This is a genomic window from Streptomyces coeruleofuscus, from assembly GCF_039532725.1.
Classification (GTDB): Bacteria; Actinomycetota; Actinomycetes; order Streptomycetales; family Streptomycetaceae; genus Streptomyces; species Streptomyces coeruleofuscus.
In genome coordinates this window covers 207315-231147 of the sequence record NZ_BAAASE010000007.1, presented here as the reverse complement: position 1 = coordinate 231147, position 23833 = coordinate 207315, and the positions used below count along the sequence as shown (strand labels likewise).

The following is a 23833-nucleotide window of genomic DNA, read 5'->3' as shown; positions in this document are numbered from 1 at the left end:
AGGTCGGTCGACGGTGGCGAAGAAGCGGACCGCGCCGGAGGTGTCCGAGTCGGAGCGGCTGCTCTTCGGCGGACCGCTGCGCTACGACATGGGCTGGAACCAGCACGCCGACGCGTTCCTGGAACTGAACTTCCGCGCCATGATCAGCCGGCTGCCGTCCCTGCTGGCGTCCAGCCTCCGGCTCGCCCGGCAGGCCGACCGGGGCGCCGCGCGGGTCGTGCTGGCCGCCGAGGCGGGCCGGGGCGTGGCGCAGGCGGTGGCACTGCTCGCGGTCAACAGCGTGCTGGCACGGCTGATGGGCGGCGGCCCGATCGAGGACCGGCTGCGCGGCGCCGTCCCCGCGCTGGTCACGGTGGCCGCCGTGATGCTGCTCGCGGCGCTGCTGCGGGCCGCGAGCATCTACGCCACCGGACGGCTGGAGCCCAAGGTGGAGCGGGTGGCGACCGAGCAGTACCTGGAGCGGGCCGCGGCCGTCGAACTGGCCGCGATCGAGGACCACGCCTTCCACAAGCTGCTGGACACCGCGCAGTACGGGGCCGCCTCCGCACGCCGGATGATCATGTACGGGACACGCGTGATCAACGCGATGATCTCGCTGGTGGCGGCGGCCGGTGTCCTGACCGTGCTGCACCCGGCGCTCCTGCCGCTGCTGGTGACGATGACGCTGCCGAGCGCCTGGAGCGCGCTGACCGTGGCCCGGCGGCGCTACGAGTCCTTCCACGCCTGGGTGCAGCACGCCCGTGCCGGCCGGCTGATCGGCAATCTGCTGATCGAGCCCGAGGCGGCCCCCGAGATCCGGGTGCACGGGGTGGGCGCGTTCCTGCTGCGGCACTTCCGCGCGATGTCGGAGACGGCGGAGGCCGAGCAGGCCCGGCTGGCCCGGCTGGCCGCCCGTACCGGCCTGATCGCGGCGGCGTGGACGGGCCTGGCGACGGTGGCGACGTACGCGACGCTCGGCGGGCTGCTGCTGGCGGGGGCGATGGCCCTGTCGGTGGCGGGTACGGCCGTGATCGCGATCCGGACCGGCTCGCAGAGCCTCGACACGCTCGTCGTGGAGGTCAACGCGCTGCACGAGGAGGCCCTCTTCGTCGGCGACCTGCAACGGCTGTACACGGAGGCGGCACAGCGGGCCATCCCGGTGGGCGGCCGGCCGCTGCCGGAGAACCCGCACGAGATCCGCTTCGAGAACGTCACGTTCCGTTACCCGGGCGACTCCGCCCGCCCGGCCCTCGACGACGTGTCGCTCACCCTTCCGCTGGGCCGGATCGTGGCACTGGTCGGCGAGAACGGCTCCGGCAAGACGACCCTGGTGAAGCTGCTCGCCGGGCTCTACACGCCGGAGAAGGGGCGGATCCTGTGGGACGGCGTGGACGCGGCGACCGCCGACCGGCACCGGCTGGCAGAGCGGATCGCGATGGTGGCGCAGGACTTCAAGCGGTGGCCTTTCACGGCCCGGGTGAACGTCGCCCTGGGGCGCACGTCGGCGCCGGTGTGCGAACAACGGCTGGCCGAGTCGATCGCCGAGGCCGGGGCCGAGCCGGTGATCGCGGACCTGCCGCGCGGGCTGGACACGCTGCTCGCCCGCAACTTCAGCGGCGGGCACGAACTGTCGGGCGGCCAGTGGCAGCGGCTGGGCATCGCCCGGGCGGCCTACCGCAGGGGCCGCATCCTGATCGTGGACGAGCCGACTGCGGCCCTGGACGCCCGGGCCGAGCTGGAGGTCTTCGAGCGGATCCGCGCCCTGGCCGACAGCGGCCAGACGGTGGTACTGATCACGCACCGGCTGGCGTCCGTACGCCACGCGGATCTGGTGCACGTCCTGGACCAGGGCCGGCTTGTGGAGTCCGGGACTCCGGAGGAGCTGCTGGCGACCGGCGGTCTCTACGCCGAGCTGTACACCCTCCAGGCGGAGCAGTTCGCCAAGTCACCCACCACGGTCCAGCCGGTTCAGCCGGTTCCGAAGGTGCCGTCGCCCAAGGCGGGCTGAGCCGGGCCCCCCTCGGGGCACGCGTCAGGCCACGGCGTCGGCACCGTCCCCGCTGCGCACGATCACCAGGAACATGTCCGTGGCGAGGTCCATGACGACCTCGGCAGGCAGGCCCTCCAGACGCCGCGCCTGCGCGAACTCCTCCGCCGGCCAGGAGCCACGCGGCCCACCGGCGGGAAAGCTCTCGAGCACCGTTCGCCCGTTCACCCTGCACCTCCATGTCGCGCTGTACTCGTAGAGTTAAACGCCAACCATGGGGTGAACGGCTCGCTAAGTGACGGTTCTGAGACGTAGTTGACACTCGTTCACCACCGAGTGTGACAAACCTCTCAGCCCTCTGGCCTATCTTTTCACTTTCCGTATCAGTCGTCGTACTCGTCGTGATACCGGATGCGCTCACTTCCCGCAGCTGCCCCAAGGGCCGACGCGCGCCCCTTGGGCTCCTCCCACTCCTCCTGGCGGCCCAGTGCGGTGAGGTCCAGCAGGCTGGTGGTCGAGCCGAGGCCGTCCAGGCCGCGCTCGTACGTCGAGTAGGTGTGGAAGACCCGGTCACGGTCCCGCAGGAAGCAGCTGAGGCCGGGGCGCTCGACGAGCTCGCCTTCGTGTTCGAGGGTCACCTCGAAGTCGTGGTTGAAGTCGCCGCCGTACGACGAGTACCAGGGCACGGTCCAGCCCATCCGTGCTTTGAACGGCAGGATCTTCGGGTACGGCGCCCGGGACACGGCCGCGAACGACGTGCCGCGGGCCGCGAGATGGGCGAGATGCCCTATTTGGTCCAGGAACCCGGAGCAGCTGGGGCAGCCGGCGTCCCACTCGGGCGCGAACATGAAGTGGTAGACGACGAGCTGGTGCCGGCCCTCGAACAGGTCGAGCAGGGTCGCCTTGCCGTCCCCGCCCTCGAACACGTACTCCTCGTCGACCTCCACCATGGGCAGTCCGCGCCGCTCGGCGTTGAGCGCGTCCCGCGCGCGGGTGGCGGCCTTCTCCTTGACCAGCAGTTCCGCGCGCGCCGCGCGCCACTGCCCGCGCGAGACGATCTCCGGAAGCGACATGGGCCCTCCTGTGGCAACGGTCCGTCCGTGGGTGGTGACCGGCGGGAGGGACGGAACTCATCGCTGCCCTGGAAGGAATTCCGGAGGAAAGCCTGGAAGGAATCCGGAGGGAAGCGATTCCGCGGGTTCTTCCGGAAGGTCAGGCGTCGTAGTCCTGGACGCGCCGGCCGTGGCTGCGGTCGACGAGGGCGGGCAGGCGCTCCTCCAGTTCCCGTACCACCGCCGGCACGTCGATCGTCAGCAGCGTCCGGTCGCGCATCAGGATCCGTCCGTCGACGATCGTGGTGCGGACGTCGGCGGAGCGGGCGCTGTGCACGAGGGTGGCGGCGAGGTCGTGGACGGGCTGGGTGTGCGGTCCGGTGAGGTCGACCAGGACGATGTCCGCCCGCCGCCCCGGCGCGATGCTGCCGACGCTGTCCCCCAGGCCCACGGCACGGGCGCTCTGGAGGGTGGCGTGGTGCAGGGCCTGGCGGGAGGTCAGCCAGCGCGGGTCGCCCTCGGAGGACTTCTGGACCAGGGAGGTGAGGGCCATCGACTCCCACACGTCGAGGGAGTTGTTGGAGGCGGCGCCGTCGGTGGCGAGTCCGACGTCGACGCCGATGTCGCGCAGGGCGCGGACCGGTGTGGTGTCGGGCCAGGCGAACTTGAGGTAGCCGCGGGGCGCGGTGGCGACGGCCGTACGACCGTCCGACCGCTCCAGCAAGGAGAGGTCGCTGTCGACGATGCCGGTGCCGTGGGCGAGGAGCAGGTCCGTGTGGAGGATGCCGGTGCGTTCCAGGACCTCGATCGGGGTCTCGCCGTGGCGGGCCAGGCTGGTCTCGGTCTGGTCGCGGTTCTCGGCGGCGTGGAGGTGCACGGGCAGGCCGTGTGCGCGGGCGAGCCCGGCTGTGGCGGCGAGGTCGGTATCGTCGACCGTGTAGGGGGCGTGGGGCGCCAGCGCGGTGGTGATCCGGCCGTCGGCCGCCCCGCGGTGCCGGAGCGCGAACTCCAGTGACCGCTCCCGGCCTTCGGGACCCTGGGAGGAGAAGTAGGCCTCCCCCAGCAGCGCCCGCATGCCGCAGTCCGCGACCACTCGCGCCACCGCGTCCATGGCGAAGTAGTGGTCGGCGAAGCAGGTGACGCCCGCGCGGATCATCTCGGCGCAGGCGAGCCGCGCCCCCAGCTCGACGTCCTTCTCCGTGAGGTTGGACTCCACGGGCCAGACCACGTCGTTGAACCACTCCTGCGTGGGCAGGTCCTCGGCGAGGCCGCGCAGCGCGACCATCGGCGCGTGCGTGTGACAGTTGATCAGACCGGGCAGGGCGACCTGGCCCCGGGCGTCGAGGCGCTCGGCGGCGGGCAGGTCCGCGACCCCCGCGGTGGTCGTCACCGCCTCGACGACGCCGTTGCGTACGACGATCGCGGCGTCCTCCTCGAACCCGATGCGCTCTTGATCGTCGTGCACGAGGACGGTACATGCGCTGATGATGAGGTCGGCGGGACTGTCCGCGGCAGAAGGCGTCATCGCGCCAACGTACGACGAGGTCGTAGGGCGGCATGGGCCGAACCGCACATCCCGTCGCGGCTCTGTCGCGGGACGGGCCGGGGGAGCACCCTGGTCCCACCACCCCGCCTGTCGGCTTCTGAAGGGAGCCCGGCATGCTCCTCGGCACCTGGAACCTGGAGAACCTCTACCGGCCCGGCGGCCCGTACGGCCCCGAGGACGAGGCCGCGTACGAGGCGAAGCTCGCCGCGCTCGCCGCCGTGATCACGGAACTCGACCCGACGCTGCTCGGCGTGCAGGAGGTCGGGGACCCCGAAGCCCTGAAGGACTTGGCGGGAATGCTCGACGACGACTGGCAACTCGCCCTGTCCGAGCATGCGGACAGCCGGGGCATACGGGTCGGGTTCCTGAGCCGTACGGGCGTGACGGTGCTGGCCGACACGACGGCGTTCCCGGCGGAGCTGCGTCCCGTGCAGGTGGACGACTCGGGGGTGACGAGGGCGGGGCGGGGCTTCCTTGCCGTGGAGGTCGTGGAGGCCGGGGGCGGGCCGCTGCGGGTGGCCGTCTGCCACCTGAAGTCGAAGCTGCTGTCGTACCCGAACGGCCGGTTCCAGCCGCGCGACGAGGGCGAACGGGCCCGGTACGGCGCCTACGCCCTGTACCGGCGGGCCGCCGAGGCGACGGCCCTGCGCGCCCTCGCGGACGAACTCCTGGACGGCGACGGGCAGGGCAGGGACGTGGCCGTACTGGGCGACCTCAACGACGAGGTGCAGGCCGCGACCACACAGATCCTGCTCGGCCCGCCCGGCTCGCAGATCGGCACGCCGGGGTACGAGAAGGCCGACAAGGGTGACGCGACCCGGTTGTGGGACGTGGCCCCGCTCATCCCGCCCGGACAGCGCTACTCCCGCGTGAACTCCGGGCGGCGCGAGCTGATCGACCATGTGCTGCTGAGCCACCGTCTGGTGCACCGGGTGACGGCGGCGGGCACGGGCCTGCCCGGCGAGGGGCCGCCCGGTCTGCCGTCGGTCGGCCCCGACCCGGCGGAGCGACGGGGCGCGCCCGGGTCGGACCACGCGCCGGTGTGGGTGCGGATCGGGGGCTGAGCACCATCGACGTCCCCGAGCGCCTGACCTGGGCGGTGCGGATCCTCGACCCGGCACCCGACGACCGGGTGCTGGAGATCGGCTGCGGCCGGGGGGTCGCCGTCGCGCTGGTCCGCGACCGCCTCGTCACGGGCACCGTCACCGGCCTCGACCGCTCCGCCAAGGCCGTCGAGGCGGCACGCCGCCGCAACAGCGACGCGCTCGCCACCGGGAGGGCCTCCTTCCACACCGTGTCGCTGGAGGACGCCGACTTCGCCACCGGTTCCTTCGACAGGATCCTGGCGGTCGATGTGAACCTCTTCTGGACCCGCCCGGCGGACCGGGAACTGGCCGCGCTGAGGCGCTGGCTGGCCCCGGGAGGCCTGCTGTGCCTGTGCTGGGCACCGCCGGACGGGAAGCGGGCCGGGGAGATCGCCGCGAAGGTGGGACCGGCGGTCGCGGGGCACGGGTTCGCGACCGAGGTGCGCCGGGCGGCGACCGCGCGGGGCGCCGCCCTCGTGGGGGTGTTGGGCAGGGCGGTGGTGCCGGGGCGGCTATCCGGCGAGGGTCGTCCGGTGAGGTCGTAGCCCCACGCGCTCCACCGGTCCGGCGAGTTCGTCGAGGAGGGCGGTGAGGCGCTCGGTGTGCTCGGGGCCGATCCGTCCCGTGTCGTCGAGGTGGACGGCGCAGGCGGTGGTGGTGTCGACGAGGCGTTCGAGGAGGTCGGCCACCTCGTCCGCGCCCTCGGTGTGCCGGGCGAGGGCGGGCAGTTCGTGCGCGGACAGGGAGATGGCCGTTCGGGCCTCGGCGAGGGTCCGGTAGGCCTCGCGGCGCAGGGTCCAGCGGGTGGCGCGGTCGTCGGAGGGGATGACGCGGCGCTCGGAGGCGGTGGCGCGGTGGCCGGTAGGCGTGCCGCGACGCTCAGAAGCTGCGGCGCGGCGCTCGGAGGGCGTGCCGGAGGTGCCGATGCGCGGGGTGTCGGCCTCGTCGAGGACATGGGTGAGGTAGGCGTACGCGGCCTCGTTCGCCGCCGCGAGCCGGGCGCGCACTCCCCCGCCCCGCTGCCCCGGCATCGGCAGGTGCCCGACGATCAGCACGATCGCGCAGGCCAACAGCGTCTCGCCGATCCGCCCCATGGAGGCCTGCGGCTCGCCGCCGACCATGACCAGGGCGAGGACGAGGACGGTGACGACGGCCGTCTGGGCGGCGAAGTGCCGGGTGGCGACGGGGATGAGCGCTCCGCTGAGGGCGACGAGCGCGACGAGCCCTTCCGGCCGGGGCAGGACGACGGCGAATCCGGCGAAGAGGACCGCGCCGAGCACGGTCCCGGCGGCCCGGTTCAGTACCCGCGAGGCCAGCGGCCCCAGGTCGGGCTTGACGAGGAAGACGGCGGTGGCCGGCAGCCAGTACCAGTGCTCGTGCTGCCCGTACCACTGGCCCTGGTGCAGGGCCTGGGCGGCCGCCGAACTGGCCCCGAAGCAGAGGGCGACACGCAGTCCGTACTCGCGTCCGGCGCTGCCGAAGGCGGCGCGCAGCCGGTCCCTCGGCGTACGGGGCCGGGTGTGCAGATCGCCGCCCCTGCCCTGGTCGAACACCTCGGCGGCGTGCAGGAGGGCGTCGTCGAGGGCGCGCAGCGCGGGTGCCGAGCGGGAGGGCGCGGGCAGCGGTCCGGTGTGGTTGTTGCCTCGTACGGCGGCGGCCAGCCGCCGGGGTCCTTCGGAGGCCCGCTCGGCGACGGCCTCTCCGGCCCACGCCAGCGCGGTGGCGGCCTCGGCGAGGGGCAGGGCTGCGGCGTACTGCGCGTGCAGCCGCCGCTCGGCGGAGGAGGAGGCGTACCGCCGCAGCCGGGGCCCGGCGAGGGCGTCCTGCGCGTGGTCGAGGGCGGCGGTGAGCGCGGCCCGGCGACGCATGGCCTCGGGCCCGCCGACGGCGTCGAGCAGCTCGGCGACGGCGTCGTACACGCCGGCGACGGCCTTCCGCTCCCCGTCGAACCGGAAGTCCCCGGCGAGGGAGCCGGGCGTGGGCAGCACGAGCCGGAGCACGAGCAGCCACCCGGCGCCCGCGACGTAGGCGAGCGCACGCTCCCAGCCCGGCTCCGGCAGGGGCATCCCGGCCCCGATCGCCGAGGCGACGAGCAACTGTGTCCCGACGGCGGACGCGACGGGCCCGATCGCGCTGATGCTGCCGGCGACGAGCCCGACGAGGGTGAGGATCACGGTCAGCACGACCGCGCCGGTCTGCTGCCCGGCGTACGTCCCGGCCACCAGGCCCAGGGCACCGCCCAGCGCGGGCACCCCGATCCGCTTGACCGAGACCCGCCTGCTCCCCGGCCGGTCGTTGATCCCGGCGAGCATGGCGGCGATGGCGGCGACGACCCCGAGCGAGGTACGCCCGACCTGCACGGCCACCAGCAGCAGCGGCCCCGCGGACAGAGCCCCCCGCGTCACCGCGCTCCAGGGCACCGGACCCCGCTGGGCGCGCAGGGCGTGCGCGAGCCAGGGCGGCAGCTTGAGAAGGACACGGCGGGACCGGGACACAGGGCTCCTGTCGACTTGTCGAGGGCAGGGGTGGGCCTTCGGGCGACGGTGGCCGGGCGGGGGTCTGGGTGCCCACAGTAGGCCGGGTTCCTGGAAGGAAGGTTGCCGGAACGTGACGGAGTCCGGGAAAGCCGGGTTCTTTATGAACGCAATCGCTCTGGGAACGCGATCGCTCTATGAACGCGCTCGCTCTATGAACGCAGTCGGCGACGGCTGTATCCGGTCAGGTCCGCGCCGCCTCCACGGCCCGGTTCAGGAGGGTCTCCACGTCGGTGATCCTCTGCGCGAGTTCGTCCGGAGCGCGGGTGAAGGTGCCCAGGAGCGCGTCCACGTCACGCAGGCCCGCCCGTGCGACGAGGCCCTTCTCGTTCGTGACCCACTCCCCCCGCGCCGCCAGCACCGCATGCGCCGTCTGCGTCACGGCGAGGGCGATCGCGCCCGCGGCCTGGGTGACCGCCCCCCTGGGCGCGTGGCCCGCCTTCGCGTAGGCGAGGGTGGCCGCGGCCATGCCGTGCCAGTGGGCCGGGGCGGTCTCGCGCAGGGCCGGCGGGTAGGCCGCGGGGCGCGGCAGTTCGCCCCGCAGCACCTTGTTGATCGCGAGTTCGGCGGCGAGCAAGTAGGTCGGGATGCCCGCCAGGTGGAACATCAGCGGCTCGACCCGGAAGCGGCCCTGCTCCGCTTCCGCCACCTCGTGTTCGACGACGTCGAGATCGCGGTAGTGCACGTCCACGCGCCGGCCGTCGACGGTCAGCCAGGCGCCGCCGTTGAAGACGCCGCCGCCCCACGCGCCGAGCTCGGAGACCTCTCCTTCCCAGCCGACCGCACGGAGGTCGTCCGGGTCGAATCCGCCCCGGTAGTAGATCGCCAGGTCCCAGTCGCTGTCCGGGCGTTCGGTGCCCTGGGCGCGGGAGCCGCCCAAGGTGACGGCCCGGACGGCGGGGAGGGCGGCGAGGCGGTCGGCGGTCGTGTCAAGGAAGGTCTGGTCCGGGAGGGTGGGCACGGGCACGGCTCCTCGGCGGGCAGGTGAGGGGGGTCTGGCGAAGCGTAGGGGGACGGCTCTGCCGGAGTGAAACGAAAAACGGGTGCGTCCGCGGACCAGGCCTCGCATGATCGGTGGGTTGCCCTCGGCTGCCCGTAGATCGGAGATCCCCGTGATCCAGCGAGTCACTGTCCCGAGCCTGTTTCCGCCGCCCGTCTACTCCCACGCCTCCGTCGTGGAAGCCGGCACCAGACTCGCGTTCCTCGCCGGGTCCGTTCCGCTGGATGCCGACGGCAAGCTCGTCGGTCCCGGAGACCCTGTACGGCAGGCCGAGCAGGTGATCGACAACCTCCGCGAGCAACTGCGTGCGGTCGGCAGCGACCTGGCGCACGTCGTGGTGACCGATGTGTACGTGGTGAGCAGTGAACCGGCGACGCTGTCCGCCGTCTGGGACGTCGTCGAGGCGTCCGGGCTCAGTGCCGGTCCGCACTCGTCGACACTGATCGGCGTGGCGTGCCTCGGATACACGGGACAGCTGGTGGAGATTACGGCGACAGCGGTCGTGCCCGGCGAGCCGCCGGCCTGAGGCCTGAGGAGAACGCCATGTTGATCGAGCACCGAGGGCGGCGCCCCGTCGTCCCCGAGTCCGCGTACGTCGCCCCGACGGCCGTCCTGTGCGGGGCCGTCGTCCTGGGTGAGCGCAGCCGGGTGCTGCACGGGGCCGTGCTCACCGCCGAGGACGGGGAGGTGCGGGTGGGCTCGGACGTCGTCGTCATGGAGAACGCCCTGGTGCGGGGGCGGGCCCGGCACCCCGCGGTGATCGGTGACGCCGTGCTCGTCGGCCCGCACGCCCATGTCAACGGGGCGACCCTGGAGGACGAGGTCTTCGTGGCGACCGGCGCCTGCGTCTTCCCGGGCGCCGTCGCGAGCGCCGGATCCGAACTGCGGATCCACAGCGTGCTGCACGTCAACTCCGTGCTGCCGCCCGGCACCGTCCTGCCCATCGGCTGGATCGCGGCGGGAGCGCCCCGGGCCCGCCTCTTCGCCCCCGGCGAACACGACGAGCTGTGGCAGGTGCAGGAGGCGCTGGACTTCCCCGGCACGGTGTACGGCATCCCGCGCGGCACCTCCATGCGGGAGGTGATGGCCCGCCAGGTGCGGTTCTACGGCGCCCATCGCGACGACGTCACGCTCGACGCCCCCTAGTGCCGTTCCGGCCGCCCCCACACCCTCCGCTTCGCCAGCGGCTCGGCGTAGCTCCCCGCCCGGCTCGTCGTCAGCCCCAGCGCCACCAGCGACTCCGCCAGTTTGACCGCCGCGGCGACCCCGTCGACGACCGGCAGGCCCAGTTTCTCCCCGACCACCCGCTGCAACCCCGTCATGCCGGCACAGCCCAGTACCAGCACCTCTGCCCCGGCCGTGCACGCCCGCTCGGCGGCGGCCAGGAACGCCGTCTCGGTGCGCTCGTCGTCGCCGAGGTCGAGCACGTTCAGGCCCGTGCCGACGATCGCGGCGCAGTTCCGCGCCACGCCCGCCGTCTCCAGGCTGTCCTCGATCTGGCCGACGGACCTGGCCAGCGTGGTGACGACGCCGTAGCGGCGGCCCAGCAGGCAGGCCAGATGTGCCGCCGCCTCGGTGATGTCGACGACCGGTACGCCCACCAGTTCCCGGACGCCCTCGCGCCCGTGCTCCCCGAAACCGGCCATGACGACGGCGTCGTAGGGCGGTCCGTCGTACGTCCGCAGCGTGTCCAGGACGGCGGCGGCGGACAGGTAGCTGTCGAGCCAGCCCTCCGCGGACTCCGGCCCCCAGTCGGGGGTCAGTCCGGTCACGGCGGTGCCCGGGCCTGCGGCGGCCCGGGCACCTCGTACGATCTCCTCGGTCATCTCCTGCGTGGTGTTGCAGTTGGTGACGACGATCCGCACGTCTCTCAGACCTCCACGGCCACGCGATCGGCGGCACGTTCGCTGCGGCACAGGACCGCGTACAGCCCGGCCGCGAGGGCCGTGCCGATGAACCAGGAGTACGGCGCCACGTCGCTGAAGTCCTTCACCAGCGCGAGCACCGCCGCGACACCCGCCGCCGGCAGGAAGGCCCACAGCGCCTTGGGGTTGACGCCCTTGCGGTAGTGGTAGCGGGAGCCGGGGGTCGCGTCGAACAGTTCGTCCACGTTCACGCGGCCGCGCTTGACCCAGTAGTAGTCGAGCATGATCACGCCGAACAGCGGGCCGAGGAAGGCACCGAGGCCGCCGAGGAAGTAGTTCACGACCGTCGGGTTGGAGAAGAGGTTCCAGGGCGTGACGAGCAGGGCCGCGACCGTGCTGATCATGCCGCCGACCTTGAAGGTGATCTTCTGCGGCCAGACGTTGGCGAGGTCGTACGCCGGCGAGACGAAGTTGGCGACGATGTTGACGCCCATCGTGGCGATGGCGAAGGTCAGCGCGCCCAGCACCAGCACCCACGTGTTGCCGATCTCGGCGACGAGGTAGGCCGGGTCGGTGATCTCCTTGCCGAACACCTCGAACGCGCCCGCCGTGACGATGACCGACACGATCACGAAGGCCGTGGAGTTGACGGGCAGGCCCCAGAAGTTGCCGCGCCTGACCGACTTGTAGTCGGGCGAGAAGCGGGAGAAGTCGCAGAAGTTGAGCATCAGGGTGCCGTACGTGGCGAGGACCAGGCCGATCGCGCCGAACCACTGGCGCCACTGCTCACCCACGGAGACCGGGTGCGGAGTGGAGGTGAGCGAGATCGTCCAGCCGGCCTTGGCGAGGATCCACACGGCCAGCGCGATCATCACGAGCCAGATCGCCGGACCGCAGAAGTCCTGGAACTTGCGGACCGATTCCATGCCCCGGCTGATGATCGCCGCCTGGACCAGCCACAGCGCGATGAAGGAGACCCAGCCGAGCGCGTCCAGCCCGAGGAACGAGTTGTGCGTCCACGACTCCAGACCGGGCCAGGCCGCGAGCAGCATCACGTTGACGGCGACGGAGGCCAGGTAGGTCTGGATGCCGTACCACATGATGGCGATCACGGCCCTGATCAGCGCCGGGATGTTGGCGCCCCAGACGCCGAAGGCGATACGGCTGACGACCGGGAAGGGGACGCCGTGACGCTGCCCTATCTTCCCCATCCAGTTCATGCCGATGTAGATGATCACGAAGCCGACGAGCAGGGACGTGAAGATCTGCCAGACGTTCATGCCCAGGAAGAGCAGCCCGGCGGCGAAGGTGTAGTTGCCGAGGTTGTGGACGTCGGACATCCACATGGCGAAGAGGTCGAAGACCTTCCAGTTGCGCTTCTTCGCGGGCGCGAGGTCTTCGTTGGTGAGCCGGGGGTCGGGGACGAACGCTGGGGTGCCGGTGGGTGCGGCACGGTCGGCGAGGGACACGGGGGCCTCCATGAGCGAGGGACGTCGGAGGACTGCTCTGTGAGGAACTGCTGTGCGGGGTCCGCTCTGCTGGGAGCTTTGGTATACCAAACTGCGGTCATGGTCCCGCCGTCAACAGTTCTGACCGATGTCGCTCTTGTTAACGCTCCGTAAAAGACCCCTCGCCTCGGCGAGGATGGTCTCCATGACGAAGATCGAACCTCTTGGAGCGGTGCGCGAGCGCGTCACGGCCGAGCTGCGGCAGCAGATCATCGCGGGCAGCCTCCGTCCCGGCGACCGCTTGGTCGAACGCGAGCTGGCGGAACGCTTCGGCGTCTCGCGCGTTCCCGTCCGGGAGGCGATCCGGGCGCTCGTCGCCGAGGGCTTCGTCCACTTCGAGACACCCCGCCGCACGGTCGTACGCCGGCTCACCCCGAACGACGTCAAGGAACTGTTCGAACTGCGCGAGGCCCTGGAGGTCTACGCCGCCGGACTCGCCGCGTCCCGCGCGACTGCGGAGGACCTGGCCGAGGTCCAGGAACTCCTCGACCGCGCCGCCGCCGCGACCGAGGCCGAGGACGCCGAGGTGATCACGGACGTCAACAGCCGCCTGCACGACCGCATCGTGGCGATGGCGGGCAACAGCCTGCTGACCGAGGCCCTGGAACCGGTCGCCGGCCGGCTGCGCTGGATGACCCGGCGCAACGAGGAGTGGCCCCAGCTCCTCGTGGAGCACCGCGAGCTGTTCGAGGCGATCGCCTCGGGCGACCCGGACCGGGCCCGCGCGCACGCGCTCACGCACGTACGGACCAACTACCGCTCCACGGTGCGGCATCTGTTCGAGGAGGAGCACACCCCGGACATCCCCTAGCCGTCTTCAGCCGGCGGTCGTCGGCAACTCCGCCGCCCGCGCGGCCGTCCGCAGGACGTCGCGCAGCATCACCGGCGTGAGCCGGCCGGTGAAGGTGTTGCGCTGGCTGACATGGAAGCAGCCGAAGAGCTCGAGGCCGTCCAGACGGAACCGGGCGCCGTGGCCGAAGGCGGGCCGGGGCCGGGGCACGGACCAGCCCGCCTCGGCGAACGCGGGCAGCGCCGCCTGCCAGCCGAAGGCGCCGAGCACGACCACGGCCCGCAGCGTCGGACGCAGCAGCCGCAGTTCCTGCACGAGCCAGGGACGGCAGGTGTCACGCTCCTGAGGGGTGGGTTTGTTCGCGGGCGGTGCGCAGTGCACGGGCGAGGTGACGCGCACGCCGTACAGCTCCAGACCGTCGTGGGCGTGCTCGGCGGTGGGCCGGGACGCGAGGCCCACGTCGTACAGCGCCTCGTACAGGACGTCCCCCGACCGGTCGCCGGTGAACATCCGCCCCGTGCGGTTGCCGCCGTGGGCGGCGGGGGCGAGTCCGACGATCAGGAGCCGGGCGTCCTCCGGTCCGAACCCGGGAACCGGCCGCCCCCAGTACGTCCAGTCCGTATAGGCGGCTCGCTTGACCCGGGCCACCTCCTCACGCCAGGAGACCAGCCGCGGGCAGGCCCGGCAGTCCGTGATGCGCCGGTCGAGGAGAGGGAGACCGCTGGCGTCCATCACTCCACGGTAGGCGCAGGCGGGATCGTGGTCGTCGGAGGGAGGCGGGTTTCCCGGGCCGGTCCGGACGCCCCGGTGCGCCGGTTCAGGTGGTGGTCGTGACCGGCGTGGAGCGGACGCCGGCCCGACGGAGCCAGAGCAGGGCCCCGGAAAACAGCACGGCACCGGTCAGCAGCCAGGGCAGGGGGCCCGACGGCAACACCCCGACGGCCAGGCCGGTGAGCGCGCCGACCAACTGCTGCGCGAGGGACTGGACGGACAGGGCGGTGGCGCGCTGCGCGCTGGGGACCCGGCGGTGCAGCAGTTCGTTCTCGTTCGGGGAAGCCGCACCGATGCCGAGGTGGAACAGGCAGAAGCCGACGACCGCGAGGGCCGTGCCGAGCAGGTGCGTGGTGGACGCTGTGACGCCGAGCAGCAGCATGCCGCCCGCACAGCCCCCGAGGCAGACCAGCACGGCCCGTTCACCGCTGCCCGCGACCCGGGCGGCGAACGGCGCGAGGTGACTGCCGACTCCGCCGCAGACGAAGCCGGCGCAGGAGAGCGCGGCATAGGCCATCGCGCCGGAGCCGATCGCCCCGGTCAGCGCCGCGGTACGGCCCGGCATGAGCAGTTCGACGACGGCCAGGGCACTGCCGACGGCCGCGGCGGTGAGCAGGACCCGCCGGACCAGCGCGTCGCGTCCGCCCAGCCGCAGTCCGCCCAGGACGGTGACCGGGACGCCGCGCAGCACGGAACGCGGGGTGGCCGCAGGCCGCGGCGGCTCCCGCAGGACGGTCAGCACGTAGCAGACGAAGACGATCCTGACCGCGGCTCCGAGCAGCACGGGAACGGACAGGGGCAGCACCGCCCCGGATGTCGCCTCGCTCAGCCGGGCACCGAGATCGGGCCCCACCCCGAGCAGCCAGGGCAGGGCACCGCCGAGCAGGATGCCGGCCGCGAGGGCGGCGGAGGTCGCGGATCCGCCCCGGGCCAGGCCCGTCCGCAGCTCGGCGTCGGGGCCGGAGTGCGCCTGGACGGTGTCGACGTACCAGGCCTCGGCGGTACCGCTGGCCAGGGCGCGGGCCGCGCCCATGAGCACCATGCCGGCGGTGAGTACCCAGGCGGTCGTGCCGAGGCCGACCAGGGCGAAGGCGACCACGTTGAGCGCACCGGCCATGGCCAGGACCGGCCGGCGTCCGAGGACGTCCGAGAGCCCGCCCGTGGGCAGCTCCAGCGCGGCCACGGTCAGCGAGTGAGCGGCGAAGAGCCCCGCCACCGCGGCGAGGGACATGCCGCGCTCGCTGAACAGAAGGACCAGCGAGGCCATACCGAGGCCCGGTGGCAGCCATAAGAGCGCGCAGACGGTGACGTACCGGCGACGAGCGGCCCGTATCCCGGACGCCTCCAACGGTTCCCGCAGCTCTGTCATGAGGCACTCTCGCGATCCGTGCCCTCACGGTCGTGCGGGGCGAGCGGCAGGCCGGCGGTGAGGAGCATGACGTGCTCGGCGCGCGGATCCTCCGCGTCCCTGGCGGTCAGTTCCTCCAGCTTCCGGGCGACCGTGTCCCAGAGCTCGGTGAGCGACTCGGCCGTCAGCCGGGGCATGAGGTCGCTGATCCCGGACGGCTCCACCCACTCCTGGCCGAACCGCCCGGCGGCCATGTCCGCCTCGTGCCGGGCGAGGGAGGTCTCCAGGTGCTCCAGCTGCCGCCGCCGCGCCAGACTGACGAAGGCACGGCCCGCCTCGGAGGACTCCATCGCCTCGTTGCTCCAGGACGTCACGGTGTGCCGGGCCCGCCAGCGCCGCTCCCGGCCGTCACGGTGCTCGGCCTCGGCGATGAACGCGTACTTCGCCAGCACCCGCAGGTGGTAACTGGTCGACGCCGACGACTCCCCCGTCCGTGCGGCGAGCTCACTGGCCGTGGCGGGCCCGTCCTGCCGCAGCAGCCCGAGCAGCTGGATGCGCAGGGGGTGGGTGAGGGCCTTCAGGGCATCGGTGTCGTGCTCGGGATCGAGTACGCGCTTGTGCTCGTCGCTGTCCATGCCCGGGAGGGTAGGTGACCGTCCGCATTTTCCAAAAGACTTTTTGCAAAACTAATCTTGCAGATTCCCCTCGAGGACGACCACCTGCCCGGACGGCCCTAAAACAGGTGCCTCGAAGGACTAAGGTCGGGGGCATGGCTTCTGAAGGCGCGGAGTACGACGGAGCGGACGCCACGAAGGCTGACCCGAAGGCCGTGGACGCGAAGACCGCGAACCCCAAGGCCGTGGACCCGAAGGCCGTGGACCCGAAGGCCGTGGAACCGCAGCCCGTGGAACCGCAGCCCGTGGACCCGAAGGTCGCGGCGGCGATCGCTGCCGCCGAGGCCGCCGGGCCGCAGAGCGGCGGGACGGTCCGCGTCGACAGCTGGATCTGGGCCGTACGCCTCGTCAAGACCCGTTCCCTGGGCGCCACCGCCTGCCGGGGCGGACACGTCCGCGTCAACGGTGAGCGTGTGAAGCCCGCCCACGGCGTGCGCGTCGGCGACGAGGTGCGCCTGCGGCACGACGGCCGGGAGCGGGTCGTCGTCGTCACACGGCTGATCCGCAAGCGGGTCGGCGCCCCCGTGGCCGCCCAGTGCTACATCGACAACTCCCCGCCGCCCCCGCCCCGCGAGGCCGTCGCCCCGGCCGGCATCCGCGACCGCGGCGCGGGCCGCCCGACGAAGCGGGACCGCCGCGAACTGGAACGCCTACGCGGCCTGGCAGGCCCGGGACCAGGCCCGGGCACCGGAAGCGGCTTCGGCCCCGGCCCCGGCGGAGGGTCGGGCAAGCCGAGGCCGTGAGCAGCGCACGCGGCAGGATCACCCCCGGAGCCGCAGCAGGCGCAGGAGCTCCGCGTTGTGCCGCCGCCGCGCCCAGGCTATGAGGGCGAGCGGCACGATCAGGATGAGCGGCGTCGCCGCGTACTGCCCGCCCATGACGGTGATCTGGACGACGAACGCGCCCACCATCAGCGCGCCCAGCGCCATCGCCGCCACCGACTGGAGCACCGGGATCAACAGGGCGACCGCTCCGGCCAGTTCGAGCGCACCGATGGTGTACATCCCCGCGCTGCCCCAGCCGAGCTCCTCGAACGACTCGGCAGCCGACGGGTGCGCGATGAGCTTGGGCAGGGCGCTCGCGATTCCGTAGAAGAGGGCGAGCAGCACCTGGAGGCCGCGCAGCGCGATCCGGGCACGCCGCCCACGAGCGGTCGCGGATTCGGCGACGACCACACCGGCCGGGGCGGAGGGGGCGGCGGTGACGGGAGCCGTGGTCTCGGGCATGGAGGTCTCCTGGGGAAGCGGTTCGTGGTGATGTCGCAGGGATAGACCGCCCCTCGCCCTCGAACTCATCGCCGCCCGTCAGATTTCGCCCGCCTCGCTCCGGCCCTGCCTGTCACGGGCAGAACCGCCGGAGTCGTTCCGCCGGGTAGGGAGTCGTCCTGCTCACCTCCTGGATCGTGCGGTAGAAGTCCGTCATCACGGCCGCGACCGGCGCGTGGCGGGCGAGGATCCTCGCCGTCCCGGGTGGCACCCCGGTGGGCTGCTGTCCTTCGGCCCAGGCCCGTATCAGTGCTCCACGCATCTCCCAGTCCCCGCCGTACAGGGCGGTGACCAGCCAGTTCACGAGGTAACTGGCCGTGTAGCAGCGGTCGTAGCCGGCGTGCCGGTCGTGGAAGTCGGTCTCGGCGGGTGAGAGGTCGAAGCGGCTGGACAGGGCGAGGCCGTAGTCGGCGAAGTACAGGCGTCGGCCGTCGGTCAGGACGTTCTCGAAGTGTGCGTCGAAGTGGAGCAGCCCCCGGCTGTTCATGAAGGACGTACCGGCCCGCAGTTCCTTCTCCACGAGCGAGCAAGCCCGGTCGAGCGCCGCGCCGCCCGTGCGTAGCTGCTCCGTGAGCCACGCGTGCAGCGTCTGGGGGACGTACTCCAGGAACAGCGCGACGCTCGCCGAGGACTGACGCAACGCCTCGATACGACGCCGTACTTCCGCGCTGCCTTCCCAGTAGGCCACGGCCCGTTCCACATCGGCCAGTTCCTCCGCGAGGGTGGGTGCCTCGTCCGGCAGTACGCGCCAGTGGTACATCAGCGGAAAGCCCGGGAACTGCCCGGAGAGCACCCAGTTCGTCGTCATCGTGTGGACGGCGACCTCACGCCACGCCCCGAACCCGGGCCCGCCGACGCCGTACTGGCAGAATGTGGGGAGCCCGAACACGTTGGCCGTGGACCGGAGGTGTTCCGGCCGCCGCTCCAGGTCCGTCAGTGGCACCCGTTTCACGAAGACCGTCGTGCCGCCCACGTCCATCCGCGCCGACTTCCCGCCGATGCCCGTCCCCAACGGCACGGCCGCGTCCACCAGCTCGCGCAGCTCGGCGTCCCCGCACAGCGCCAGTGACGTCGAGACCGTGTCGTAGCCGGCCAGTCGCCCGGCCTCCCCCACCCCGTACGGCGCCTCACGCACCCCGCTCGCCCGGACCGCCGGGCTGCCGGGCCTGCACCGCCCTCACCCAGGTCCGATCCTCCGTCAGGTACTGGTCCACTCTCAGGCCCGTCTCCTCCAGCGCCTCCTCGAACTGTTCCGTGGTCAGCGGTCGCGCCCGGAACGTATGGGTCCAGACCGCGTCCGGGAACTCGTACTCCGCGCGTACCGAGTTGACACCGTCGCCGACCGGCTCCGACGACACGACCCGGACGGTGAAGCCGCTGGGGTCCACCCGCTCACGCGGCACGTTCGTGTGGTAGTCCTCGCCCTCCCGCTGGATCAGCACGCAGCCGCCCGCCGCGACATGCCGCACACAGGTGCGCAGCAGGCCCCGCCGCACCTCGGCGTCCCCGGCGTGCACGAGGAACGACGCCAGCAGCACCACGTCGAACTTCTCGGCCAGGGCCAGGTCCTCGATGGGGCTGCATATCGTCCGCGCTCCGCGCACCCGCTCCAGCATCTCGGCGGACTCGTCCACCGCCGTGACCTCGAATCCGCGCTCCAGCAGCGCATGGGTCATGCGCCCGACGCCGCTGCCCAGCTCCAGGATGCGCGCGCCCGCCGGCACCGCTGCCGCGATGACGTCCGGTTCGTCCCCGAGGGGCAGCCGCGCGTAGAACTCCACAGCGCAGCCGTCCGGGGTGATGGCCCCGGGTCCCGTCCCCTCGTACCCCTCACGCATTTTCAGCTCCATGCCCGCCCAACGGCCCACATCCGCACGCCCGTTCCCGTCCCGGCCACGTTCACCCGCCCGAGTGAACGGCATCCCGTACCGGGCACGGCTCCCCATTGGTCGGCATCCGCGGCGAGGAGTACTTTGCAGAGAGGGAGGAGCGGAGATGTGATGCGTACAGGCAGTGAACCGAGGACTGCGCGCAGTGCTCTGCGCGTGCGCTTCTGGCTGAGCGTGTGGGGACTGGTCTGGGCGCTCTTCGGGACGGTCGCTTTCACGCTCGCCGGGCGGACCGGCTGGGCCATCGCCTGTGGCGCGCTGCTGCTCGTCGTCACGATCGACCTGGTGGTCGTCCTCAGGCACATCCGCCAGGGCCCGCACTACCAGCCGGGCCCCGACATCCCGCCCTACCGTCCACCGGACGATCACCCCTGAGGCAGCGGGATCATCCCTGATGCGGACAGATCACCCAGGATCATCCTCGATGCAGACGGGGAAGGCCGCTCACGAGTCGAAACCCGCCGCCTTCAGGAACCGCGGGTTCGGGTCCAGCGCGGCGGCCAGCCGGAAGTGGCGCTTGGCCTGGTCGGGGCGGTTCTGCCGCTCATAGGTGCGGGCGAGCGCGAAGTGCGCGAACGCGTTGTCCGGCTCGCGCTCGAGCACGATCGAGAACTCGAGCTCCGCCGGCCTCAGCTGCGCCGCCGCGAAGAAGGCACGCGCGCGCAGCAGCCGCGCGGCGGTGTTCTCCGGGTGCGCGGCGATGACTCCGTCGAGCAGCTTCACCGCGCCCCGCGGGTCCCGCGCCGCGAGCAGTTGCTCGGCGGCACGGAAGTCGATGACGTGCGTCTCCGGAGTACGTCCGGTCGAACCGCTGGTCTCGGGCACGGCTGAGTCCTTCCCTCACTGCAAGGGTTCAACGCCCCCGCGGGATGCCGCTATTCCTGAGAGGACGGCCGGGGCGCCTGCGACCTGCGCTCCAGCTCGGCCCACACGTCCTTCACGCGGCGCTCCAGGTCCTCCAGCGGGACGTCGTTGTCGATGACGATGTCCGCGATCTCCCGGCGCTGCTCGCGTGTCGCCTGGGCGGCCATCCGCGCGCGGGCGTCCTCCTCGGTCATGCCGCGCAGCCGTACGAGCCGGTCGAGCTGGGTCTCGGGGCTCGCGTCGACGACGATCACGACGTCGTACAGCGGCGCCAGGCCGTTCTCCGTGAGGAGCGGGACGTCGTGCACGACGACCGCGTCCTCGGCGGCGGCCTCTTCGAGCTCGCGGGAGCGGGCGCCCACGAGGGGGTGCACGATCGAGTTGAGCGTGGCGAGCTTCGCCGCGTCGGCGAAGACGATGGAGCCGAGCCTCGGCCGGTCCAGGCTCCCGTCGGCCGCGAGCACCTCCTCGCCGAAGGCCTCCACGACCGCGGCGAGTCCCGGGGTCCCGGGTGCGACGACCTCCCGTGCGATACGGTCCGCGTCGATCAGCACGGCTCCGCACTCGACGAGCAGCCGTGACACCTCACTCTTGCCGGCACCGATACCGCCGGTCAGGCCCACCTTCAGCATGAGCCGAGCTTAGGCCCTGCCGGCGGCAGGCCCCTGTCCAGGTCTGCCGGGCTCAGCTGTCGCCTTCCCTCTCCGCCAGGAACTTCTCGAACTCCCGGCCGATCTCGTCCGCCGACGGGATGTCCACCGGCTCGGCGAGCATGTTGCCCCGGGTCTCGGCGCCCGCGACGGCGTCGTACTGGTGCTCCAGGCCCTCCACGAGCGCGGTGAGGTCCTCGTCGCCCTCGCGGATCTGCCGGTCGATCTCCGTCTGGGTGCGGTGGGCGTCCGAGCGCAGGGCGTGGGCGATGCCGGGCAGCACCAGTCCGGTCGCCGCCGTGATGGCCTCCAGGACCGTCAGGGCCGCGTCCGGGTACGGGGAGCGGGCGATGTAGTGCGGGACGTGGGCGGCGACGCCCAGGACGTCGTGCCCGGCCTGGAGCAGGCGGTACTCGACGAGCGACTCGGCGCTGCCGGGCACCTGCGCCTCCTCGAACGGGCTGCGGTGGCCCGGGACGAGGTCAGTGCGGTTGCCGTGCGGGGTCAGGCCGACGGGCCGGGTGTGCGGGACGCCCATGGGGATGCCGTGGAAGTTCACCGACAGGCGGACGCCGAGCCGTTCCACGATCTGCCGCACGGCTGCCGCGAAGCGCTCCCACTCGACGTCCGGCTCGGGACCGGACAGCACCAGGAACGGCGCTCCGGTGGCGTCCTGCACCAGCCGCACCTCGATGGCGGGATCCTCGTAGTCGCTCCAGCGGTCGCGCTTGAACGTCAGCAGCGGACGGCGGGCGCGGTAGTCCACGAGCCGGTCGTGGTCGAAGCGGGCGACGACCTGGTGAGGCAGCGAGTCGAGCACCCGGTCGACGATCTGGTCGCCCGTCTCGCCCGCGTCGATGTATCCGTCGAAGTGGTAGAGCATGACAAGTCCGGCCGACTCCTGGGCCAACGCCATGTCGACGACGGCCAGGCCCTTCGGCTCCCATGCGTACAAACCCTGCGGATCTAGCACAGTGACCGCTCCTCCTCGTGTTCACACCTCACAACACCGTTGGGGGCATGGGCATTCCCCGGAGCAGGAGAACATTGATCTTGACTGCTGGGACAACGCCCTTGAGGGGCGCGGGGAACCGCGCGACAAGCCCCCGCCGGCCCGTAGCCGAACGACGGCCCCGGACACACGCTGAGGGCCCGCACCTCGAAAGGTACGGGCCCTCAGTCAGGAGCTACAGCTCAGTGGGCGTTCAGCTCTGCCCACCCGCCAGCTTCTCTCGCAGGGCGGCAAGCGCCTCGTCCGAGGCCAGCGCGCCGGAGTTGTCCGGGCCCTCGGAGGAGTACGAACCGCCACCGGACGCGGCCGGAGCGGCGACCTCGCCACCACCCTCGGCAGCGGCCTTCTCGTCCGCCTCGCGGGACTTGATGACCTGCGCCTGGTGCTGCTCGAAGCGCTGCTGCGCCTCGGCGTACTGGGTCTCCCAGGCCTCGCGCTGGGTCTCGTAGCCCTCGAGCCAGTCGTTGGTCTCGGGGTCGAAGCCCTCGGGGTAGATGTAGTTGCCCTGGTCGTCGTAGGACGCGGCCATGCCGTAGAGGGTCGGGTCGAACTCGACCGTCGACGGGTCGGCACCGAAGGCCTCGTTGGCCTGCTTCAGCGAGAGGCTGATGCGGCGGCGCTCGAGGTCGATGTCGATGACCTTGACGAAGATCTCGTCGTTGACCTGGACGACCTGCTCCGGGATCTCCACGTGGCGCTCGGCCAGCTCGGAGATGTGGACCAGACCCTCGATGCCCTCGTCCACGCGGACGAACGCACCGAACGGAACCAGCTTCGTGACCTTGCCGGGCACGACCTGGCCGATCTGGTGGGTGCGGGCGAACTGCTGCCACGGGTCTTCCTGGGTCGCCTTCAGCGACAGGGAGACGCGCTCGCGGTCCATGTCGACGTCGAGGACCTCGACCGTGACCTCCTGGCCGACCTCGACGACCTCGGAGGGGTGGTCGATGTGCTTCCAGGACAGCTCGGAGACGTGAACCAGGCCGTCGACGCCACCCAGGTCCACGAAGGCACCGAAGTTGACGATCGAGGAGACGACGCCGGAACGGACCTGACCCTTCTGGAGGGTCGTGAGGAACGTCTGGCGGACCTCGGACTGGGTCTGCTCGAGCCAGGCACGGCGGGACAGGACCACGTTGTTGCGGTTCTTGTCGAGCTCGATGATCTTGGCCTCGAGCTCCTTGCCCACGTAGGGCTGGAGGTCGCGAACGCGGCGCATCTCGACCAGGGAGGCCGGGAGGAAGCCACGGAGGCCGATGTCGAGGATGAGACCACCCTTGACGACCTCGATGACGGTACCGGTGACGATCCCGTCCTCTTCCTTGATCTTCTCGATGGTGCCCCAGGCACGCTCGTACTGGGCGCGCTTCTTCGAGAGGATCAGGCGGCCTTCCTTGTCCTCCTTCTGGAGAACAAGGGCCTCGATCTCGTCACCGACGGCGACGACCTCGTTGGGGTCGACGTCGTGCTTGATCGAGAGCTCGCGGCTCGGGATCACACCTTCGGTCTTGTAACCGATGTCGAGCAGGACCTCGTCCCGGTCGACCTTCACGATGACGCCGTCGACGATGTCGCCGTCGTTGAAGTACTTGATCGTCTCGTCGATCGCGGCGAGGAAGGCTTCCTCGTTACCGATGTCGTTGACCGCTACCTGCGGGGTGGTGGCGGTGGTCTCGGTGCTGCTCGTCATGTGGGAAAGGGCTCCGGTACGGACATTGAAGTCGTAGGTACTGCTACGCCGGGAGCCCGTTTCGCTCTGCAGAAGCCGGACAGCCAAGGAAGCGCCACACAAGATCGGTGGCGCCTCGACAACCGAGGGGACATACATACAGATGCGAGCGCAACCTGCTACGTCTGAGGTGCGCAGGCCCGCAGCGCAACTTGTAGCATACGGGGGCAGCCGGGCAGGGTCAATGCGCGAAGCCGCCCACCCGGGGCGGAACACCGCATACCCGGCACAAGTCGTGTCGTCCGAGGCCACGCAGGGCGTGTGACGCCCCCTTCGGGACACCTC

General features: G+C 71.8%; 25 protein-coding genes. 8 read left to right on the top strand and 17 right to left on the bottom strand.

Features of this window, described 5'->3' with window-relative positions; genetic code table 11:
* Positions 1-13 precede the first annotated feature (13 nt).
* Positions 14-1987 (top strand): ABC transporter ATP-binding protein, encoded by a 1974-nt coding sequence (locus ABFX81_RS27325; protein WP_086847350.1) that lies wholly within the window; start codon positions 14-16, stop codon positions 1985-1987.
* A gap of 24 nt (positions 1988-2011) precedes the next feature.
* Here ABFX81_RS27325 and ABFX81_RS27320 read toward each other — a convergent pair whose 3' ends face one another.
* The 3 genes from ABFX81_RS27320 to ABFX81_RS27310 all read right to left on the bottom strand — a co-directional run bounded on the left by ABFX81_RS27320 (position 2012) and on the right by ABFX81_RS27310 (position 4543).
* A complete protein-coding gene (locus ABFX81_RS27320) occupies positions 2012-2194 on the bottom strand; it encodes a hypothetical protein (RefSeq protein WP_086847348.1) in 183 nt (60 codons plus the stop codon).
* Between the two features lie 155 nt (positions 2195-2349).
* Complete coding sequence (locus ABFX81_RS27315) at positions 2350-3039, bottom strand: DUF899 family protein (RefSeq protein WP_086847346.1); 690 nt, start codon at positions 3037-3039, stop codon at positions 2350-2352.
* A gap of 139 nt (positions 3040-3178) precedes the next feature.
* Positions 3179-4543, bottom strand: coding sequence for an amidohydrolase family protein (locus tag ABFX81_RS27310; protein WP_086847343.1), 1365 nt, complete (start codon positions 4541-4543; stop codon positions 3179-3181).
* 134 nt (positions 4544-4677) lie between these two features.
* On the opposite strand from ABFX81_RS27310, the gene ABFX81_RS27305 reads away from it, so the two are divergent.
* A complete protein-coding gene (locus tag ABFX81_RS27305; protein ID WP_086847341.1) occupies positions 4678-5628 on the top strand; it encodes an endonuclease/exonuclease/phosphatase family protein in 951 nt (316 codons plus the stop codon).
* Positions 5607-6194 (top strand): methyltransferase domain-containing protein, encoded by a 588-nt coding sequence (locus ABFX81_RS27300; RefSeq protein ID WP_086847339.1) that lies wholly within the window; start codon positions 5607-5609, stop codon positions 6192-6194. The genes ABFX81_RS27305 and ABFX81_RS27300 overlap by 22 nt, the downstream gene beginning before the upstream one ends.
* Here the strand turns inward: ABFX81_RS27300 and ABFX81_RS27295 are convergent.
* Together ABFX81_RS27295 and ABFX81_RS27290 are read right to left on the bottom strand one after the other, a co-directional pair.
* Complete coding sequence (locus ABFX81_RS27295) at positions 6162-8144, bottom strand: FUSC family protein (RefSeq protein WP_346138812.1); 1983 nt, start codon at positions 8142-8144, stop codon at positions 6162-6164. The genes ABFX81_RS27300 and ABFX81_RS27295 overlap by 33 nt on opposite strands.
* Before the next feature lie 223 nt (positions 8145-8367).
* The gene (locus ABFX81_RS27290) at positions 8368-9144 is read right to left on the bottom strand and encodes a nucleotidyltransferase domain-containing protein (protein ID WP_428837218.1); all 777 of its coding nucleotides are present in this window, start codon (positions 9142-9144) and stop codon (positions 8368-8370) included.
* A gap of 151 nt (positions 9145-9295) precedes the next feature.
* On the opposite strand from ABFX81_RS27290, the gene ABFX81_RS27285 reads away from it, so the two are divergent.
* Both ABFX81_RS27285 and ABFX81_RS27280 read left to right on the top strand, forming a co-directional pair.
* A complete protein-coding gene (locus ABFX81_RS27285; RefSeq protein WP_086854936.1) occupies positions 9296-9709 on the top strand; it encodes a Rid family hydrolase in 414 nt (137 codons plus the stop codon).
* Between the two features lie 17 nt (positions 9710-9726).
* Positions 9727-10329: a transferase gene (locus ABFX81_RS27280; protein ID WP_086854937.1), complete on the top strand. Its 603-nt coding sequence runs from the start codon at positions 9727-9729 to the stop codon at positions 10327-10329.
* Here the strand turns inward: ABFX81_RS27280 and ABFX81_RS27275 are convergent.
* Positions 10326-11048 carry an aspartate/glutamate racemase family protein gene (locus ABFX81_RS27275; protein WP_086854938.1) on the bottom strand — a complete coding sequence of 241 codons (723 nt, stop codon included), beginning with the start codon at positions 11046-11048 and terminating at the stop codon, positions 10326-10328. The two genes, ABFX81_RS27280 and ABFX81_RS27275, sit on opposite strands and share 4 nt — an antisense overlap.
* A gap of 5 nt (positions 11049-11053) precedes the next feature.
* On the bottom strand, positions 11054-12517 hold the full coding sequence (locus tag ABFX81_RS27270) for a cytosine permease (protein ID WP_086854939.1): 1464 nt from the start codon (positions 12515-12517) through the stop codon (positions 11054-11056).
* 175 nt (positions 12518-12692) lie between these two features.
* Here ABFX81_RS27270 and ABFX81_RS27265 point away from each other — a divergent pair, with 175 nt between their 5' ends.
* The gene (locus ABFX81_RS27265; protein WP_086854940.1) at positions 12693-13367 is read left to right on the top strand and encodes an FCD domain-containing protein; all 675 of its coding nucleotides are present in this window, start codon (positions 12693-12695) and stop codon (positions 13365-13367) included.
* Positions 13368-13373: 6 nt separating this feature from the next.
* Here the strand turns inward: ABFX81_RS27265 and ABFX81_RS27260 are convergent, their stop codons facing one another.
* The 3 genes from ABFX81_RS27260 to ABFX81_RS27250 all read right to left on the bottom strand — a co-directional run bounded on the left by ABFX81_RS27260 (position 13374) and on the right by ABFX81_RS27250 (position 16100).
* Positions 13374-14078, bottom strand: a complete 705-nt coding sequence (locus ABFX81_RS27260) for a uracil-DNA glycosylase (RefSeq protein WP_346138810.1) — start codon at positions 14076-14078, stop codon at positions 13374-13376.
* Between the two features lie 85 nt (positions 14079-14163).
* A complete protein-coding gene (locus ABFX81_RS27255; RefSeq protein ID WP_346138809.1) occupies positions 14164-15384 on the bottom strand; it encodes an MFS transporter in 1221 nt (406 codons plus the stop codon).
* Between the two features lie 98 nt (positions 15385-15482).
* Entirely contained in the window at positions 15483-16100 is a 618-nt protein-coding gene (locus ABFX81_RS27250) for a helix-turn-helix domain-containing protein (RefSeq protein ID WP_086854943.1), read from the bottom strand.
* Positions 16101-16234: 134 nt separating this feature from the next.
* Here ABFX81_RS27250 and ABFX81_RS27245 point away from each other — a divergent pair, with 134 nt between their 5' ends.
* Complete coding sequence (locus ABFX81_RS27245; RefSeq protein WP_346138808.1) at positions 16235-16882, top strand: RNA-binding S4 domain-containing protein; 648 nt, start codon at positions 16235-16237, stop codon at positions 16880-16882.
* 18 nt (positions 16883-16900) lie between these two features.
* Here ABFX81_RS27245 and ABFX81_RS27240 read toward each other — a convergent pair whose 3' ends face one another.
* From ABFX81_RS27240 to ABFX81_RS27230, 3 genes are all read right to left on the bottom strand, one after another.
* On the bottom strand, positions 16901-17365 hold the full coding sequence (locus ABFX81_RS27240) for a DoxX family protein (protein WP_346138807.1): 465 nt from the start codon (positions 17363-17365) through the stop codon (positions 16901-16903).
* A 112-nt stretch (positions 17366-17477) separates the two neighbouring features.
* Complete coding sequence (locus tag ABFX81_RS27235) at positions 17478-18539, bottom strand: protein kinase family protein (RefSeq protein WP_346138806.1); 1062 nt, start codon at positions 18537-18539, stop codon at positions 17478-17480.
* Entirely contained in the window at positions 18532-19242 is a 711-nt protein-coding gene (locus ABFX81_RS27230) for a methyltransferase domain-containing protein (protein ID WP_086852688.1), read from the bottom strand. Before ABFX81_RS27230 ends, ABFX81_RS27235 begins: the two co-directional genes overlap by 8 nt.
* Positions 19243-19404: 162 nt before the next feature.
* Between ABFX81_RS27230 and ABFX81_RS27225 the strand changes: the two genes are divergently transcribed.
* Entirely contained in the window at positions 19405-19668 is a 264-nt protein-coding gene (locus ABFX81_RS27225; RefSeq protein ID WP_086852686.1) for a DUF6343 family protein, read from the top strand.
* A gap of 69 nt (positions 19669-19737) precedes the next feature.
* Here ABFX81_RS27225 and ABFX81_RS27220 read toward each other — a convergent pair whose 3' ends face one another.
* From ABFX81_RS27220 to rpsA, 4 genes are all read right to left on the bottom strand, one after another.
* Positions 19738-20118 (bottom strand): tetratricopeptide repeat protein, encoded by a 381-nt coding sequence (locus ABFX81_RS27220; protein ID WP_086852684.1) that lies wholly within the window; start codon positions 20116-20118, stop codon positions 19738-19740.
* A gap of 50 nt (positions 20119-20168) precedes the next feature.
* On the bottom strand, positions 20169-20789 hold the full coding sequence (gene coaE / locus ABFX81_RS27215) for a dephospho-CoA kinase (RefSeq protein ID WP_086852681.1): 621 nt from the start codon (positions 20787-20789) through the stop codon (positions 20169-20171).
* A gap of 52 nt (positions 20790-20841) precedes the next feature.
* The gene (locus ABFX81_RS27210; RefSeq protein ID WP_086852678.1) at positions 20842-21780 is read right to left on the bottom strand and encodes a PAC2 family protein; all 939 of its coding nucleotides are present in this window, start codon (positions 21778-21780) and stop codon (positions 20842-20844) included.
* A 232-nt stretch (positions 21781-22012) separates the two neighbouring features.
* Entirely contained in the window at positions 22013-23509 is a 1497-nt protein-coding gene (rpsA, locus tag ABFX81_RS27205) for a 30S ribosomal protein S1 (protein WP_086852676.1), read from the bottom strand.
* Positions 23510-23833 lie beyond the last annotated feature (324 nt).

Excerpts from the sequence above, each read along its gene's own strand:
- ABFX81_RS27315 (WP_086847346.1), bottom strand. The coding sequence starts at position 3,039 with ATGTCGCTTCCGGAGATCGTCTCGCGCGGGCAGTGGCGCGCGGCGCGC.
- ABFX81_RS27310 (WP_086847343.1), bottom strand. The coding sequence starts at position 4,543 with ATGACGCCTTCTGCCGCGGACAGTCCCGCCGACCTCATCATCAGCGCA.
- ABFX81_RS27305 (WP_086847341.1), top strand. The coding sequence starts at position 4,678 with ATGCTCCTCGGCACCTGGAACCTGGAGAACCTCTACCGGCCCGGCGGC.
- ABFX81_RS27280 (WP_086854937.1), top strand. The coding sequence starts at position 9,727 with ATGTTGATCGAGCACCGAGGGCGGCGCCCCGTCGTCCCCGAGTCCGCG.
- ABFX81_RS27265 (WP_086854940.1), top strand. The coding sequence starts at position 12,693 with ATGGTCTCCATGACGAAGATCGAACCTCTTGGAGCGGTGCGCGAGCGC.
- ABFX81_RS27260 (WP_346138810.1), bottom strand. The coding sequence starts at position 14,078 with ATGGACGCCAGCGGTCTCCCTCTCCTCGACCGGCGCATCACGGACTGC.
- ABFX81_RS27255 (WP_346138809.1), bottom strand. The coding sequence starts at position 15,384 with ATGGCCTCGCTGGTCCTTCTGTTCAGCGAGCGCGGCATGTCCCTCGCC.
- ABFX81_RS27250 (WP_086854943.1), bottom strand. The coding sequence starts at position 16,100 with ATGGACAGCGACGAGCACAAGCGCGTACTCGATCCCGAGCACGACACC.
- ABFX81_RS27245 (WP_346138808.1), top strand. The coding sequence starts at position 16,235 with ATGGCTTCTGAAGGCGCGGAGTACGACGGAGCGGACGCCACGAAGGCT.
- ABFX81_RS27240 (WP_346138807.1), bottom strand. The coding sequence starts at position 17,365 with ATGCCCGAGACCACGGCTCCCGTCACCGCCGCCCCCTCCGCCCCGGCC.
- ABFX81_RS27230 (WP_086852688.1), bottom strand. The coding sequence starts at position 19,242 with ATGCGTGAGGGGTACGAGGGGACGGGACCCGGGGCCATCACCCCGGAC.
- ABFX81_RS27225 (WP_086852686.1), top strand. The coding sequence starts at position 19,405 with ATGCGTACAGGCAGTGAACCGAGGACTGCGCGCAGTGCTCTGCGCGTG.
- coaE (WP_086852681.1), bottom strand. The coding sequence starts at position 20,789 with ATGCTGAAGGTGGGCCTGACCGGCGGTATCGGTGCCGGCAAGAGTGAG.
- rpsA (WP_086852676.1), bottom strand. The coding sequence starts at position 23,509 with ATGACGAGCAGCACCGAGACCACCGCCACCACCCCGCAGGTAGCGGTC.